The sequence below is a fragment of the Parvimonas micra genome, from assembly GCF_037482165.1.
GTDB lineage: Bacteria > Bacillota > Clostridia > Tissierellales > Peptoniphilaceae > Parvimonas.
Map to the genome: position 1 here is coordinate 25,251 of NZ_CP148048.1, position 15,471 is coordinate 40,721.

General features: G+C 29.3%; 16 protein-coding genes and 1 other annotated feature. Of the genes, 12 read left to right on the top strand and 4 right to left on the bottom strand.

What is annotated here, in order from left to right; all coding sequences use genetic code 11:
• The first annotated feature begins 118 nt into the window (after positions 1-118).
• Positions 119-1,003, top strand: a complete 885-nt coding sequence (locus WFJ11_RS00095) for a DUF6612 family protein (RefSeq protein WP_293439801.1) — start codon at positions 119-121, stop codon at positions 1,001-1,003.
• Positions 1,004-1,031: 28 nt separating this feature from the next.
• Positions 1,032-1,535 carry a hypothetical protein gene (locus tag WFJ11_RS00100; RefSeq protein ID WP_338817395.1) on the top strand — a complete coding sequence of 168 codons (504 nt, stop codon included), beginning with the start codon at positions 1,032-1,034 and terminating at the stop codon, positions 1,533-1,535.
• A gap of 551 nt (positions 1,536-2,086) precedes the next feature.
• Here WFJ11_RS00100 and WFJ11_RS00105 read toward each other — a convergent pair.
• The 4 genes from WFJ11_RS00105 to brnQ all read right to left on the bottom strand — a co-directional run bounded on the left by WFJ11_RS00105 (position 2,087) and on the right by brnQ (position 5,771).
• The gene (locus WFJ11_RS00105) at positions 2,087-2,587 is read right to left on the bottom strand and encodes an HXXEE domain-containing protein (protein WP_338817396.1); all 501 of its coding nucleotides are present in this window, start codon (positions 2,585-2,587) and stop codon (positions 2,087-2,089) included.
• Positions 2,588-2,669: 82 nt separating this feature from the next.
• The gene (locus WFJ11_RS00110; RefSeq protein ID WP_338817397.1) at positions 2,670-3,407 is read right to left on the bottom strand and encodes an ABC transporter permease; all 738 of its coding nucleotides are present in this window, start codon (positions 3,405-3,407) and stop codon (positions 2,670-2,672) included.
• Entirely contained in the window at positions 3,400-4,311 is a 912-nt protein-coding gene (locus WFJ11_RS00115; protein ID WP_323988740.1) for an ATP-binding cassette domain-containing protein, read from the bottom strand. Before WFJ11_RS00115 ends, WFJ11_RS00110 begins: the two co-directional genes overlap by 8 nt.
• 125 nt (positions 4,312-4,436) lie before the next feature.
• A complete protein-coding gene (gene brnQ, locus WFJ11_RS00120; protein ID WP_338817398.1) occupies positions 4,437-5,771 on the bottom strand; it encodes a branched-chain amino acid transport system II carrier protein in 1,335 nt (444 codons plus the stop codon).
• A gap of 100 nt (positions 5,772-5,871) precedes the next feature.
• Positions 5,872-6,095, bottom strand: a binding site (T-box leader).
• Between the two features lie 192 nt (positions 6,096-6,287).
• Between brnQ and WFJ11_RS00125 the strand changes: the two genes are divergently transcribed.
• The 10 genes from WFJ11_RS00125 to opp4B all read left to right on the top strand — a co-directional run bounded on the left by WFJ11_RS00125 (position 6,288) and on the right by opp4B (position 15,461).
• Positions 6,288-6,980: a Crp/Fnr family transcriptional regulator gene (locus tag WFJ11_RS00125; protein WP_313961402.1), complete on the top strand. Its 693-nt coding sequence runs from the start codon at positions 6,288-6,290 to the stop codon at positions 6,978-6,980.
• 521 nt (positions 6,981-7,501) lie between these two features.
• On the top strand, positions 7,502-8,320 hold the full coding sequence (gene modA / locus WFJ11_RS00130) for a molybdate ABC transporter substrate-binding protein (protein ID WP_338817399.1): 819 nt from the start codon (positions 7,502-7,504) through the stop codon (positions 8,318-8,320).
• A gap of 43 nt (positions 8,321-8,363) precedes the next feature.
• Positions 8,364-9,026 carry a molybdate ABC transporter permease subunit gene (modB, locus tag WFJ11_RS00135; RefSeq protein WP_338817400.1) on the top strand — a complete coding sequence of 221 codons (663 nt, stop codon included), beginning with the start codon at positions 8,364-8,366 and terminating at the stop codon, positions 9,024-9,026.
• Positions 9,027-9,045: 19 nt separating this feature from the next.
• On the top strand, positions 9,046-10,089 hold the full coding sequence (locus tag WFJ11_RS00140; RefSeq protein ID WP_338817401.1) for a sulfate/molybdate ABC transporter ATP-binding protein: 1,044 nt from the start codon (positions 9,046-9,048) through the stop codon (positions 10,087-10,089).
• A 21-nt stretch (positions 10,090-10,110) separates the two neighbouring features.
• Entirely contained in the window at positions 10,111-11,052 is a 942-nt protein-coding gene (gene moaA, locus WFJ11_RS00145) for a GTP 3',8-cyclase MoaA (protein WP_338817402.1), read from the top strand.
• A 1-nt stretch (position 11,053) separates the two neighbouring features.
• Positions 11,054-11,539, top strand: a complete 486-nt coding sequence (moaC, locus tag WFJ11_RS00150; RefSeq protein ID WP_338817403.1) for a cyclic pyranopterin monophosphate synthase MoaC — start codon at positions 11,054-11,056, stop codon at positions 11,537-11,539.
• The gene (locus WFJ11_RS00155) at positions 11,539-11,970 is read left to right on the top strand and encodes an MOSC domain-containing protein (protein ID WP_338817404.1); all 432 of its coding nucleotides are present in this window, start codon (positions 11,539-11,541) and stop codon (positions 11,968-11,970) included. Before moaC ends, WFJ11_RS00155 begins: the two co-directional genes overlap by 1 nt.
• 593 nt (positions 11,971-12,563) lie before the next feature.
• A complete protein-coding gene (locus WFJ11_RS00160) occupies positions 12,564-13,568 on the top strand; it encodes an ABC transporter ATP-binding protein (RefSeq protein ID WP_313961409.1) in 1,005 nt (334 codons plus the stop codon).
• A complete protein-coding gene (locus tag WFJ11_RS00165; protein WP_313961410.1) occupies positions 13,568-14,503 on the top strand; it encodes an ATP-binding cassette domain-containing protein in 936 nt (311 codons plus the stop codon). The genes WFJ11_RS00160 and WFJ11_RS00165 overlap by 1 nt, the downstream gene beginning before the upstream one ends.
• A gap of 1 nt (position 14,504) precedes the next feature.
• Positions 14,505-15,461, top strand: a complete 957-nt coding sequence (gene opp4B, locus WFJ11_RS00170) for an oligopeptide ABC transporter permease (protein ID WP_313961411.1) — start codon at positions 14,505-14,507, stop codon at positions 15,459-15,461.
• The last annotated feature ends 10 nt before the right edge of the window (positions 15,462-15,471 follow it).

Sequence of the window (15,471 nt, forward strand, 5' to 3'; positions counted from 1 at the left end):
TCTGAACAAAGACTTTGGGGGTTTTTGTATGTCAAAATATAAATACTCCAAATATAGCAATTCATTCCTTATATTTACTTTTTATTATAAATATATTACAATTTAGTGGGGGTTTTATATGAAAATAATGAAAAAAATTCTTTTTGTTTTTTCTATTTGTCTATTTTTTACCATAGCAGTTGGCTGTTCATCTAAGGTTGACAATACTAAAAATGATGAATTGGTCAAGAAAGTAACAGAAGCTACAAAATCAGTAAAAAGTGCAAATGCAAAAATAGAAACTATACAAAATTTTACAAGTCCAGATCAAAATGCCCACTCAATTATAAAATTAGATACATCAATGACAGTAAATCCAGCCATTGTAAAAATAGAACGTAATGCAGAAAGAGATGGACAGAAGTTTGAGAGCATATTATATATTACAGATGATACTATCTATATAGAAGATATTAAAAATACAAGTTGGAAGAGGGCTACTAACGAGAAGTTTAGAGAAGGATATAATGGAAAAAGAAAACTTACAAACTTTGAAATAGTAACGGAATTTCTAACTGCTATTCAAAATAAAATGAAAGTAGAAGAAAAGGAATTAAGCTATGAAATTACTTACTCAGGAAGTGAAACCGTTGTTAGTAAAGTCCTTAATGAAATTCTAGACTCTGTTCAAACAGGAACTGAAAAAATAAGAAAGCAACTATTGGTTGAAAAAGTTGAAGTAAGATATATAATTGATAAAAATACATTTTTACCAACAGAATGTGAAATAAAAGCTAAATTTGCATATTTCAAAGATGGGCAAAGAATAGTTTCCGTTTCTTTAGACGAAGAATTTACCGTAAAATATTCTGATATAGACGAAGTTAAGGAAATAATAATCCCTGAAGATGCTAAAAATGGAAAACTAATTGAAACTGATTTATCTTATAATAAGAACCCCACCCTTCCACGATGCTTTGCATCGGGAGGGTACCCGGGAACCTTGTTGTTTCACAATAAATAAAAAATTATCGAAAAGGAGTTAAAATCTGATGTATATTCTAGAAGGAATTGTAAAAGCAATAGGATTAGTTGTTTTAATATCAATTTTAATGTTCTTTGCAAAGAAACCAACAAAAGAAAATAAATTTGAAGCAAAAAAATACATAAAATGGATTATTTTAATAGAAATTATCTTGATTTTTTATGTAATATTAATGCGATTATATTTTGAATACAGTTTTCTTTCATATACATTTGTTATTGGAATAATCATATCCGTAACAACAGCTTATAGACTTATGGTTTATGTTAGAGAAATGGCTTGGTTATCGTTTTTTAAAAAATATGGAGATTATAGTAAAGGAAAAGCTCCATTATACTACTTTAAATATCATCTTTACAGTCTCTTTTTTGGAGAAAGAGATGGTGGGTTCCTTCTTTTTGGCTTTGTTGAAATAATACTTATACTATTTCCAATGGTAATATTTTCTAACTTACTAGCTTTTCTAATATCAAATTTGATTTTAGGAAATGGCTGGAGTATTGTAATATAAATAAAAAAAATTTTTTATAAAAAAGCAGATATGAAAAATACCTGCTTTTTGTGATAATTCTATGTTCGATGTATCTACGATACATTTACTTTTGCTAAAGCAAAAGTATGAGATCTCTCCGTTGCACTCAGCTTCGCTTCGTTACAGTCGAGATGACGTATAAGAGAAAATCTTCGTTTTATGTCTGGACGTTAAAAGCAGATAGGCATCAAATTATATATAAAATAAAATAGTTCACGTGAAAGTGCTTTGCAAAGAAATGCTCCTAACACGTCATCTCGAGCGTAGTCGAGAGATCTCAACTATTGCTTGCTAGCAAGCAATAGTATTTCTGAAAGAAATAAAAATTAAAATTTCTATATGTATCTACGATACATTTACTTTTAATTCTATGTACTACAAAGGACTTTTATAAAATTATAATTAATCAAATAAGAACCCCACCCTTCCACGATGCTTCACATCGGGTGGGTACCCGGGAACCTTGTTATTTCACAATAAATAAAAAATGCAGACTTAAATCTGCATTTTTTGTTGTTAAAATTATTTTTTTAATTATTAAATTTTTCACTTACTTTTCTCATCAATTTATGAATAAGCATTAAGTTAATTAGCATTATTATAAAACACAATAAAGAAGCTATAATTACACTAAATGTTGAATAATGAAGCTCAACAATTACTTTGTTTATTAAAAAGATACTTATAGGTAAAAGTAGAATACTAGTTGCAAGTGCTGGAATATATCTTCTTATTATAATACTAAGGATTATATGGATAACTAGATGTACTGCAAAAGCAATAAATACTCCAATCCAAAGAAGATAGATTTTAAAATAAATACTTAGAGCAGTTATGATTATAGATAACAAATACTCCTCTAAAACAGCAACCGAAAAAGCTTCTGTAGTTACATTTTGATAAATTTTTGAAATTCTGCTATATTTTTTTGTAATATCTATATTTTTTTCAAGCCAAATTCGAAGTCCTATTATCTCTTCCATTTCATGAACCATAAAAACAACTGGAAATAACCATAAAACATCTTGCATTTTATCACCTCTATCTTTGTAATTTTCATAAAAAGGGAGTCTATTGACTCCCATAATTAATTATCTTATTGTGGAATAAATCCTATTTTATATCTTGTTTTTGAAAAATTAAAATAGTTAAAGCTGAACAAACTATAATCCATACAAACATTGCAATAATAAATATTGTGGTACTCTTCGCTGTTGAAGCTCCGCTAGCAATAGTTGCTATGAAATTAGGGAAAAGTCTTGATATGCTCTTTGATTTTAAAATTAGTTGTTCAACTAAAGTTATAATTATTGTTGAGAATATACTTAAAATTATAGAAATTGCAATAGCGGCTCCTGAACTTTTAACTATAAAAGTAATTAGTGTATAAATTGAGCTAAATGCCCAAAGTGAAAGAATTGAAAGTCCTGATAATTTTAAAATTTCTATTAGTTCACTAGATTTTATTGAAGTTTTTGTAAATATAATCATTGTAACTAAAGCTGTAGCAACTGTTAAAGCTACAAAAACTATTGCTAATATATAACTCCAAATTAATTTTGAAAGAACTATTTCATGTCTCTTTATTCCTTTGGATGCAACATTTTTAATCGTTCCTGTTTTAAAATCAGTTCCTATAAACATACAAACAATTATCAAGAATATTAATGTTGAAGGATTTGTTACAGTTCTATAATAGGAAAAAGGAATAACTTTAGCTCCCAATTTTGATGCTCCAGCCGCAAATGTGAATATAGTCAAATCAGCAATAGCCATTGAAATTAATATACAAATCCACCAAAATTTTGATTTGTGTAATTTAAATCTGTCATAACTTAAAACTCTATTCATGTTTACCTCCTATAAGTTCCATAAAATAATCTTCCAAGTCAACATTCTTAAATCCATAAGATGTAGGAATTACACCTTTTGCAGTTATTTGTTTAAGAATTTCATCTGAATTTTCATTTTTGGAAATTGTAAACTTACATTTTTCTTTATCAAATGAGTAATCAATATTACTTTCTTTTAAGAAATCTTCTGCGCTCTGAACATCATCTTCTTTAACTTTTATTTCAAAGCCATCTTCTGTTTTTTCATCAAGTTCTTTAGCAGTAAATTCTTTAATAAGTCTGCCTTTATCTATAACTCCATATCTTGTTGCCAATTTATGAAGTTCTCCTAAGATATGGCTTGAAACTAAAACAGTAATATTCTTTTCTTTATTTAATCTTAAAATCAAATTTCTAACATCTCTAATACCTTCAGGATCAAGTCCATTTGTAGGTTCGTCAAGCACTAAAAATTCAGGATTTCCTACAAGTGCAAGAGCTATTGAAAGTCTTTGTTTCATACCAAGAGAAAAATCTTTAGCTTTTTTCTTGCCTGTAGATTCAAGTCCTACAACACTAAGCAAATCGTCAATTTCTGAACTGCTAAGTTTAACTCCTACAGCCTTAGATTGAGCAATTATATTATCTTTTGCTGTCATCTTAGGGAATAATGCAGGATTTTCTATAATACAACCTGTTTTATCTCTTCCTTCGCTTAGATTACTTGAACCAAAAAGCTCAATTTCACCACTATTTTTTTCACAAAGTCCCAATAAAATTCGAATTAAAGTAGTCTTACCAGCACCATTTCTTCCAATAAAACCATAGATATCACCACGTTGAATATTCATATCAACGTTATTTACGGCATAATTTTGTCCGAACATTTTAGTAAGACCTCTTATTTTTAAAATATCGTCCATAAAAACCTCCTTATAAAGTTCTTGAACTATATTTTAACACAAAACAGTATCTATATCAATATTATTGTGAAGTAATAAGGTTAATCTTGTTTATATGATGTAGAGCAACAATGAAGGTAGAGATTCTACTTATTGAATGCTGTACTTCTACTATTTTCAAGCAGTTTTGAACTCATTCCTACAAACCAAGTTAATACCATTGGAATTACCCAACCAAGACTTAAACTATAAAAAGGAAGACTTGAAACTAATTTAGTAACAAAAGGTAAAGTTAAATTTACACTTTGTAAAGATTCTACAACAGCTATAAAAGTTACTGTATAACAAACTAATCTATAAGTAAATTTATTGTATCCAAAATATTTTTCTGTAAGTCCAAGTAGTATTAAAACTATTGAAACAGGATAGATTGCAACTAAAACTGGAACTGACACTTTTAATATTGTGTTAAGTCCGAAGTTTGCAACTAGGAATGATAAAAATGTCCAGAAAACTATCCATTTATTATAAGATACTTTTTCTTTTGTCATAGTTTCGAAGAATTTACTTATACTTGTTATAAGACCTATACAAGTTGTTAAACAAGCTAGAGTGAATATACTTGCAAGTAAAACTATTCCGAATTTTCCAAATACATATTGTGAAACTGTTGTTAATATTTCAGCACCATTTTTGGCAGTTTCTGTTAAACCTGAAGTTGTCATTCCTATATAAGCAAGCATTGCATAGATTACAAAAAGGAATGAACCAGCAACTAAACCAACTTTTACAGTATAACCTATAACTTTTTCTTCATCGTCAACTTTGAAAGACTTTATTGCAAGTGAAATTACAAGGCCGAAATTTAAAGCAGCTATTGTATCCATTGTATTATATCCTTCTAAAAATCCTTTAACAGTTGAAGAGGTTGCATAATCTCCAACTGGGCTCGTTACTGCATTAGGATTTTTAAATAAAACTCCTATAAACATTACTGTTATAAGAAGTAAAAGAGCAGGAGTCAAAAATTTTCCCATTCTTGAAACCAATTTATTTGGCTTTAAACAAACTAAATAAGCTACTAAAAAGAATACAAAAGTGTAAACAAGTCTTGACACATTTACTGATACATTTTCTGGTAAAAATGGAGCAACTGCCATTTCAAAAGGAAGGCTTCCTGCTCTTGGGATTCCAAGTCCAGGTCCTATTGCCATATATATCATAGTAGTAAATATAACTGCAAAATATTTATCTACTTTTCCTGCTAGATTTGAAAGACCTTTAGTCTTTGCAACACAAACAACACCTAATATTGGGAATACAACTGCTGTTACTCCAAAGGCTAATAAACTTTGAAAACTTGCAGAACCTGCTTGTTTTCCCAATAGAGGAGGGAATATTAAATTTCCTGCTCCAAAAAATAAACCGAATAGCATTATTGCTACACTAAAAAATTGTTCTCTTGATAAATTGTTTTTCATAAAAACCTCCTAAAATTTAATCTTGGACATTTTGTTTAAATAATCTCATTATATAAATGGTGGTAAATTATTTCAAAAAAAAGTCCTTTGTTCTAATAGAACAAAGGACGAAATAACTTTCCGCGGTACCACCTTAATTTTTCAAAAAATGAAACACTCAAACATCTAACAATGTCGGGTTTTTGTAACGCAAACCACTGCGGGATTCCTTACTCATTTCACGAATCCTTTGTAAAAGATGATTTTCAAAAATTTTCCGTATTAGTTCACACCAACCACTAACTCTCTTAAACTTTCAATTTTCTACTCTTTCTTTCAAATTTAAAATTTATTTTCATTATTTTATCATCTAAAAAAATATTTGTCAATACTTTTTTAAAATTTTTTTGTCCAGAACTTTAAAATAATACAACATTAAAATAATTATTCTCTCATCAAGCGAAAAAATATGAATATGTTGATTTTATTTATAATAAATGTTAGAATTAAAATTACAAAATAGTCAAGGAGGTTTAAATGAAAAACAAGGATATTAATTTACAAAATTTGCTAATTTTTTCTGATTTATCAACTGAAGAGATTGATACTTTTAAAGATGAATTAAATATAATGAGATACAAAAAAAATACATTTTTATTTAAACCTGGAGATAAAGCCAATACCATGTATATAATTGTAAGTGGTAAAATAAAAGTCTTTACGATAAGTAGTTCTGGAATTGAACAAATGCTATATATCTATCAAAAAGATGATTTTATAGGTGGACTTAATCTTATCAAAAAGACTGGTTATATCTACTATGGACAAGCTATTGAAGATACTTATGTAATCTCTCTTTCTAAAGAAAACTTTGACAAGATTATAAATAAATATCCAAAAGTTACAATAAAGATTTTGGAAGAATCCTTTTTAAGAATCCGTCATGCAGAAGACTTAGTAACAAGACTTATAGAAAACAGCGCAGATGTAAAAGTAGCATCACTTCTTTTAAGTTTAGCTAGAAACTTTGGAGTAAAAAAAATAGACGGAATAATGTTGGAATTAAATATAAGTCGTGAAAATATGGGCTCATTCGCAGGACTTACAAGAGAAACCGTAACTCGAAAACTTGCAGAACTAAATGCAAAGGGAATAATAGAACTGATTGAAACGAAAAAAATACTAATAAAAGATGTAGATTATTTAAAAGATATTATAGTACAGAGATAATGGAAATTATCTCTTTTTTATTGTGAAAAATAATAGTAGTACTGACGAGATTATTATATGAAACAAAATAGTTCACGTCATAGCACTTTGTAAAGAAATGCTACCAACACGTCATCTCGAGCGTAGTCGAGAGATCTCAACTATTGCTTGCTAGCAAGCAATAGTATTTCTGAAAGAAATAAAAAATTTCTAAATGTATCTACGATACATTTACTTTTGCTAAAGCAAAAGTATGAGATCTTTCGACTTCGTTACACTTCGCTCAAGATGACGTATAAGGGAAAAATCTTCGTTTAGTAGCTAGACGTTAAAAGTAGATAAATATCAAAATATCATTATAAATATAATAGTAAAAAATAAAAAATTTATATAATTATTAAAAACCCCACACCTGCAATGGTTATTTTAATAAAAAACGTTCGATTTTTTTTAAGACAACTTAACCATAGTTATTGACTTATTTTCCTTTAGATGATAAGATATATTTGACTAAAAGTCAAATATATCTTAAGGAGTATTTTATGAAAAAATTACTAAGAATATTTTTAGTTTTAACTATGATTCTTGGAATTACTGCTTGTTCTTCAAACCCTGCAGAAAAGAAAGAAACTACAGTTGAAAAGACAGAAAAGAAAAAACTAAATGTTTATTGTGCAGCCTCAATGACTGAAACAATGGAACAAATCAAAAAAGTATATGAAGAAAAACATAAGGATATTGAATTAGTTTATACTTTTGATTCTTCAGGAACTTTAAAGAAACAAATCGAACAAGGAGCTGAAGTAGATATCTTTATTTCTGCTGCTCAAAAACAAATGAATGCTTTGGATAAGACAAAAACTCCAGAAGCTAATGTAGTTATTGATGAATCTTCTAGATTTAATCTTTTGGAAAATAAGGTTGTTCTTGCTGTTGCAAAGGGAAATTCTTTAGGTCTTAAAGATTTTACAGATTTAACAAAGGCAGAAATTTCGAAAATCGCTCTTGGTAACTCTGATGTTCCAGTTGGACAATATTCAGAAGAACTTTTGAAAAACTTAAAAATCTGGGATGAAATTCAAAAGAAAGTTACTTTCGGAAGTAATGTTAAAGAAGTTACAACTTGGATTAAAGAAGGGGTTGCAAACTGTGGTATAATTTATGCAACTGATGCTTATTCAGCAGGACTTGAAGTTGTTGCAACTGCAAAAGAAGGAATGATTAAGACTCCCGTTTTATATCCAGCTGCAATTATGAAAAATTCTAAAAACTCAAAAGAAGCCAAAGAATTTTTAGAATTCTTAAAAGGTGATGAATGTAAGGCAATTTTTGAAAAAGTTGGCTTTACAATGGCGAAATAATTTAAATAAAAATACAAAATAGTAATAAGAAAGGGAAGTGTTTATGGATCTTTATCCTCTTTTAAATTCGCTAAGAATTGCATTAATTTCTTCAGTGATAACTTTTTTTATCGGGATATTCTTAGCATATTATATTTCAAAACTTAATAGATTTGTAAGAGGAATTTTGGATGTTATCTTAACACTTCCTTTAGTATTACCACCAACGGTTATCGGCTTTTTCATTTTGAGATTATTATCTCCGAAAAGTGCAATCGGAAGTTTTTTCTTGGAAAAATTTTCAATAAGACTTGTTATGAATTGGTATTCTGCAATCTTTGCAACTGTAGTCGTAACTTTTCCTCTAATGTATAGAATAGCCAGAAGTTCTTTTCAAAATTTCGATATGAATTTAAAATATGTTGCTCAAACTCTTGGAAAGAGCAACACTTGGATTTTTTGGAGAATAACTTTACCTAATTGTAAACAGGGAATTTTGGCAGGACTTGTTTTAAGTTTTGCAAGAGCTTTGGGCGAATATGGAGCGACAAGTATGGTTTCAGGCTATACTCCAAATGATACTGCGACAATTTCTACAACTGTTTATCAACTTTGGAGAACGGGAAATGACGCTTTAGCTTACAGATGGGTGCTTGTAAATATTGTAATTTCATTTACAGTTCTTATCATTATAAATATGTTGGAAAAGAAAGCAGTTAAAGATTAAATAAAAATTGGAGTAATTTATGATTTATGTTGATATTGAAAAAAATTTCGGAAAATTTAATTTAAAAACGAAATTTGAATTTGACAATGAAGTAATGGGACTTTTAGGAGCATCAGGAAGTGGAAAAAGTCTTACTTTAAAATGTATTGCAGGAATTGAAAAACCCGATAAAGGAAGAATTGTATTAAATGATAGAGTTCTATTCGACTCTGAAAAAAAGATAAATGTTTCTCCAAAAGACAGAAAAATAGGTTATTTATTTCAAGACAATGCCCTTTTTCCTAATATGAATGTCTATGAAAATATTAAAGTGGGTATAAGAGAAGGAGAAAATTTTGATAAATTAATTATGGAAAAACTTGAAGAAATGAGGATTTCCCATTTAAAAGATAAAAAAATAAATGAAATTTCTGGTGGAGAAAAACAGAGAGTTGCTCTTGCGAGATTACTTATAAATAAACCGGAAATTATCCTTTTAGATGAACCTTTTTCTGCATTAGACGACTATTTAAAATGGAAAATAGAATTGGAAGTTTCTGAAATTTTAAGAAAATACAAAATTCCTACAATTCTAGTTTCACATAGTAGAGAGGAAGTCTATAGGCTTTGCAATGAAATTTGTGTAATGTCAAAGGGAAAAAGCGAAGAGCTTATGAAAAAGAAAGAACTTTTTAAAAATCCAAAAACTTTTTCATCCTGTCTTATTTCCGGTTGTAAAAACTTTTCTGAAATTGAAAAGATTTCTGAAAACAGACTTAGAGCAAAGGACTGGAATGTTGAGCTTGAAACTAGCGATATGATTTTAGAAAATCATAAAGTTTTAGGAGTTCGTGCTCACTTTATCGAATTTATAAAATCAGAAAAAAACTCATTTGAAGTTGAAATCGACAAGGTTATTGAGGATGTTTTTACTTTTATAATCCTAGTTCGTAAAAAAGGTGCAAGAAAATCCATAAGAGTTGAAGTAACTAAAGACATTTGGAAAAAGGTTGAACACGAAAAAAATCTTTTTATAACTTTAAGAAAAGAAGATTTAATTTTGTTGGAAGCAGAAAATAATTAAAAAATCTAGATAGGAGATTATATGAAAGATAGATTTGGAAGAAATATCACCTACCTTAGAATTTCAGTTACTGATTTATGTAATCTAAGATGCAAATACTGTATGCCCGAAAGTGGAGTTGAAAGTCTTTGTCATAGTGATATTCTATCCATTGAAGAAATTGTTGAAATAGTTAAAGTCGCATCGAAAAACGGAATAAAAAAAATTAGGTTAACAGGCGGGGAACCTTTGGTTCGTCGCGGTTTTATTAATTTGTGTAAACAGATTTCTGAAATTAATGAAATTGAAGATATTGCAATAACGACAAATGGAGTTTATCTAAAAGAGATGGCAGATGAACTTTTTGAAAATAAAGTTAGAAGAATAAATTTCAGCCTTGACACTTTGATAAAAGAAAAGTACAATGATATAACAAGGAGAAATGATTTTGATAAGACTATGGAAAGTCTTTTTTATGCAATAAAAAAGGGCTTTAAGGTCAAAATAAATGTTGTTCTAATCGGTGGCTTTAATGATGATGAAATAGAAGACTTTCTAAATTTAGCAAATAAATACGATTTGGAAGTTCGTTTTATAGAGCTTATGCAAATTGGAGAAACGGCAAATTGGTCTAAGGATAAATTTGTTTCAAACAAAATTGTTTTGGAAAAAGTGCCGAAATTGCAGTTTGACGGAGTTTCAGGAGTTGCAAAAATTTACAAAATAAAGGGGCAAAAGGGGAGAATCGGACTTATAAGCCCGATAAGTTGTTCTTTCTGTGAAGATTGTAATCGTATAAGATTAACAAGTGATGGAAAACTAAAACCTTGCCTACATTCAAAAGATGAAATAAATCTTAAAGGTTTGAGTGGAGAAGAGCTTGAAGAAGTTTTTAAGAGAGGAATTTTTGAAAAACCTGAAAAACATCATCTTGAAGACGGAAAAAGTGAAAGTGCAAGAGATATGAATAAAATCGGAGGTTAAAATGGAAGAAAAAGTTTTAACTCATATTAATGATCAAGGTCGTGCAAAAATGGTCGATGTTGGAGAAAAAGAAAAAACTAAAAGAATTGCTAAGGCTTTTGCAAAAGTTAAATTAAATGAAGAAACTTTTAATATAGTTGTAAATGGAAAAGCTAAAAAAGGTGATGTTTTAGCTGTTTCTCAAGTCGCTGGAATTATGGGAGCAAAAAAAACTTCCGATATAATTCCGATGTGCCACCCGATAAATTTAGTAGGCGTTGATATAGAATTTAATATGAATTATGAAAACTTTGAAATAGAAATAATTGCCACAACTAAATGTGTTGGAGAGACAGGGGTTGAAATGGAAGCACTGTCAGCAGTTTCAATAGCTGCTCTAACGATATATGATATGTGTAAGGCAGTTCAAAGAGATATTGAAATAACGGAAATAAAATTATTAGAAAAATCTGGTGGAAAAAGCGGAGATTTTGTGAGGGGTAAGTAATGAAAGTTTTAGCAGTAAGTATAAGTGAAAGAAAGGGAATAAAAAAACATCCCGTAGAGTACATAGAATTAATTGAAGATTACGGAATAGATGGCGATGCACATGCAGGAAAATGGCATAGACAAGTAAGTTTGCTTGGAGTTGAAAGTATGGAAGCTATGAAAGAAAAACTTCCGGAACTTTCAGCAGGAGATTTTGCAGAAAATATCTTAACTGAAGGAATTGTCCTTTACAAATTGCCAATTGGGACAATCTTAAAAGTAGGAGACTGTATTCTTGAAGTTACACAAATAGGAAAAGAATGTCATTTAGGCTGTGAAATCAGACATATTGTTGGCGACTGTGTTATGCCAAGAGAGGGAATTTTCACAAAAGTTTTAAAAGGCGGGAAAATAAAGGCAGACGACAAAATTGAAATCGTAGAAAAATAAATTATACTTAAGACATCTAAAATTTAGATGTCTTTTTTGTGTGAAATTTTATGAAAATTTAAGAAATTAATTTCACAAATTTTTTTAATTAGTTCAAAAAATCACAAAAAATTCTTTGATTAACTTTCTACAATCTGTAAAATTATTCAAAATTTCATTTTTGTATGGGATATCTTAAATCAATATAATTGGTTTAACACTTAATGTAGTATATTACAAAAGTTATGACAAAATAAAAATAAGAAAGGAATAACAAAAAGATATTATATTTTTTAGATTATTTTCATAAAAAAGCATAATTATACATTTTTGAAATTACCTGCTATTTAGAATAATAAACTTAAAAAATGTTTTCAAGGTACTTGATTATTCATTTTAAATATTGTATAATTATAATTGAATTTATAACATAGATACATTGATTGTTAAAAATTGATTTATTTGTTAGGTTGATTTTTGTTTCATAAGGAATTATTTTTTAAACTTTTTATTCCTTTTCACTTTAGTTTTTTAAAAACGAATTTAGCTATCAAGATGTATTTATGCTTTTATAGAGAATAATACCAAAACACAAAGTTAGGGGGAGAGAATCAATGGATCAAAAGGAATTGCTTTTGGAAATTAAAGATTTACACACAAGTTTTAGAATCCGTGATGAATATTTTGACGCAGTTGATGGCGTTGATATGAAATTATTCTCTGATGAAATACTAGCTATAGTAGGAGAAAGTGGTTGCGGTAAATCGACTTTAGCTACTACTGTTATGGGTTTACACAATCCAAACTTCACTCGTTCAACAGGAGAAATTTTGTTTGAAGGAAAAAATTTAGTAGGTTTGTCAGAAAAAGAATTTAATGAAATTAGAGGGGAAGGGATTGGAATGATTTTCCAAGATCCGCTTTCAGCTTTAAATCCTTTACAAAGAATAGGAAAACAAATCGAGGAAGGTTTGATTTATCATACAAAAATGAATGCTGAAGAAAGAAAAGCGAGAGTTTTGGAATTGATTGAACAAGTAGGTATTCCTAATCCTCCTCGTGTTGCAAGACAATATCCACATGAATTATCAGGTGGTATGAGACAAAGAGTTATCATCGCAATTGCTCTTGCTTGTAAACCTAAGATTATTATTGCAGATGAACCAACAACTGCACTTGACGTAACAATTCAAGCTCAAATCTTAGACCTTTTAGTTCAAATTCAAAAGGAAATTAATGCAGGAATTATTTTGATTACTCACGATTTAGGAGTTGTTGCTCAACTTGCTGACAGAGTTTGTGTAATGTATGCTGGACAAATTGTAGAAGAAGCACCAGTTGTAGAATTATTTACAAATCCAAAGCATCCTTATACTAGAAGTTTGTTGAACAGTATTCCTCAAATGGACGCAGATGATGAAGATTTATATGTAATACAAGGGATGGTTCCTTCACTTAAAAATTTACCAAGACAAGGTTGTAGATTTAAGGCTAGAATCCCTTGGATAAGTGAAGAAGAACATGAAGAAAATCCTACAATGCATGAAGTATCACCAGGGCATTTAGTAAGATGTACTTGTTATAAGAATTTTCATTTTGATGAAAAGGGGGGTAATTAATGAGCTTTTTAGAAATTAAAGACCTAAAGGTTCACTATCCAATAAGAGGAGGCTTTTTCAATAGGATAATCGACCATGTTTTAGCTGTTGATGGCGTAGATATGGTTATTGAAAAGGGAAAGACTTATGGACTTATCGGAGAAAGTGGTAGTGGTAAAAGTACTATCGGTAAAGCTATAATTGGTCTTGAAAAAATTACAAGTGGAGAAGTTATTTTTGAAGACAAAAAACTTACTAAAAGAATGGTAAGAAAAGATAAAGAGTTTACAAGGGATGTTCAAATGATTTTCCAAGATAATATGGCGAGTTTAGACCCTAAGAAAAGAGTTATTGACATCATTGCAGAACCTTTAAGAAACTTCGAAAAGATGACTGTAACAGAAGAAAGAAAAAGAGTTTTAGAACTATTAGATATAGTTGGTATGCCTGAAGATGCATTATACAAATATTCATTCGAATTTTCAGGTGGACAAAGACAAAGAATAGGGGTTGCTAGAGCAATAAGTTTAAATCCTAAACTTATCATAGCTGACGAACCTGTTTCAGCACTTGACCTTTCAGTTCAAGCACAAGTTTTGAACTTTATGAAAAAGATTCAAAAAGATATGGGATTATCTTACCTTTTCATTTCTCACGACCTTGGTGTTGTAAAACATATGTGTGATTACATAAATATTATGTACAGAGGAAGACTTGTAGAAAGAGGAACAAAGGAAGATATTTACAAAGATCCACAACATATCTACACTAAGAGATTAATTGCAGCGATTCCTGAAACTGATCCTAGAATTAAGGAACAATTAATTGCAAACAGACTTAGAGTAGAAGAAGAATATAAAGAATTAGAAAAAGAATATTATGATGAAAATGGTAAAGTATTTGATTTGATTAAACTTACAGATACTCACTATGTAGCAAAAAAGGAGGTAAAATAATATGTGGAAAACCGTATTAAAGAGATTTCTTTTAATGATACCTCAATTAGTAATATTAAGCCTTCTTGTATTTATTTTGGCTAAGATGATGCCAGGGGATCCATTCTCTGGACAAATTACACCAACAACTGATCCTAAACAAATAGAAGCTTTAAGAATAAAATATGGTTTCTATGATCCATGGTACCAACAATATTGGAGATGGATTACTAATATAATGCATGGAGATTTTGGTACTAGTTATACATTTAAGTTACCAGTATCTACTCTTTTAGCTCAAAGAGTTAGCAATACATTTTGGTTAGCTTTACTTTGTGTAATATGTTCATATGCTGTTTCATTACCACTTGGTATGATATCAGGTAGATATAGTGGAGGCAAGTTTGATAGAGCAGTTACATTGTATAACTTCGTAACTTATGCGATTCCAGGTTATATCTTCTACTTAGTTATGATTTTAGTATTTGGTTATACATTACATTGGTTCCCAGCATCTGGTTCTGTTGATCCAGGGGTTGAAGGCTTTGCATATGTTATAAGTAGATTTAGACATATGATATTACCTGCAATATGTTATACTTTAATTGCTACAACAGTAACAGTTCAATATTTGAGAAATGAAGTTATAGATGCTAAAGGTTCAGACTATGTAAGAACTGCAAGAAGTAAGGGAGTTCCTATAGATAAAGTTTATTCACATCATATCTTTAGAAATTCTGTTTTGCCAATAGCCGCATTCTTTGGTTTTACATTAACAGGACTTATTTCAGGTTCTGTATTTATGGAAACAATCTTTAGTTATCCTGGAATGGGGAAATTATTCTTTGAATCAATTTCATCAAGAGATTATTCATTGTTAACAGCATTAATTATGATTTACGGATTTATGACTCTACTTGGAAGTTTGTTATCAGACATCATTATGAGTATAGTTGATCCAAGAATAAGAATAGACTAATAGGGGGAGT

Coding starts and splice junctions, on each gene's coding strand:
- WFJ11_RS00095 (WP_293439801.1), top strand. CDS start 119: ATGAAAATAATGAAAAAAATTCTTTTTGTTTTTTCTATTTGTCTATTT.
- WFJ11_RS00100 (WP_338817395.1), top strand. CDS start 1,032: ATGTATATTCTAGAAGGAATTGTAAAAGCAATAGGATTAGTTGTTTTA.
- WFJ11_RS00105 (WP_338817396.1), bottom strand. CDS start 2,587: ATGCAAGATGTTTTATGGTTATTTCCAGTTGTTTTTATGGTTCATGAA.
- WFJ11_RS00110 (WP_338817397.1), bottom strand. CDS start 3,407: ATGAATAGAGTTTTAAGTTATGACAGATTTAAATTACACAAATCAAAA.
- WFJ11_RS00115 (WP_323988740.1), bottom strand. CDS start 4,311: ATGGACGATATTTTAAAAATAAGAGGTCTTACTAAAATGTTCGGACAA.
- brnQ (WP_338817398.1), bottom strand. CDS start 5,771: ATGAAAAACAATTTATCAAGAGAACAATTTTTTAGTGTAGCAATAATG.
- WFJ11_RS00125 (WP_313961402.1), top strand. CDS start 6,288: ATGAAAAACAAGGATATTAATTTACAAAATTTGCTAATTTTTTCTGAT.
- modA (WP_338817399.1), top strand. CDS start 7,502: ATGAAAAAATTACTAAGAATATTTTTAGTTTTAACTATGATTCTTGGA.
- modB (WP_338817400.1), top strand. CDS start 8,364: ATGGATCTTTATCCTCTTTTAAATTCGCTAAGAATTGCATTAATTTCT.
- WFJ11_RS00140 (WP_338817401.1), top strand. CDS start 9,046: ATGATTTATGTTGATATTGAAAAAAATTTCGGAAAATTTAATTTAAAA.
- moaA (WP_338817402.1), top strand. CDS start 10,111: ATGAAAGATAGATTTGGAAGAAATATCACCTACCTTAGAATTTCAGTT.
- moaC (WP_338817403.1), top strand. CDS start 11,054: ATGGAAGAAAAAGTTTTAACTCATATTAATGATCAAGGTCGTGCAAAA.
- WFJ11_RS00155 (WP_338817404.1), top strand. CDS start 11,539: ATGAAAGTTTTAGCAGTAAGTATAAGTGAAAGAAAGGGAATAAAAAAA.
- WFJ11_RS00160 (WP_313961409.1), top strand. CDS start 12,564: ATGGATCAAAAGGAATTGCTTTTGGAAATTAAAGATTTACACACAAGT.
- WFJ11_RS00165 (WP_313961410.1), top strand. CDS start 13,568: ATGAGCTTTTTAGAAATTAAAGACCTAAAGGTTCACTATCCAATAAGA.
- opp4B (WP_313961411.1), top strand. CDS start 14,505: ATGTGGAAAACCGTATTAAAGAGATTTCTTTTAATGATACCTCAATTA.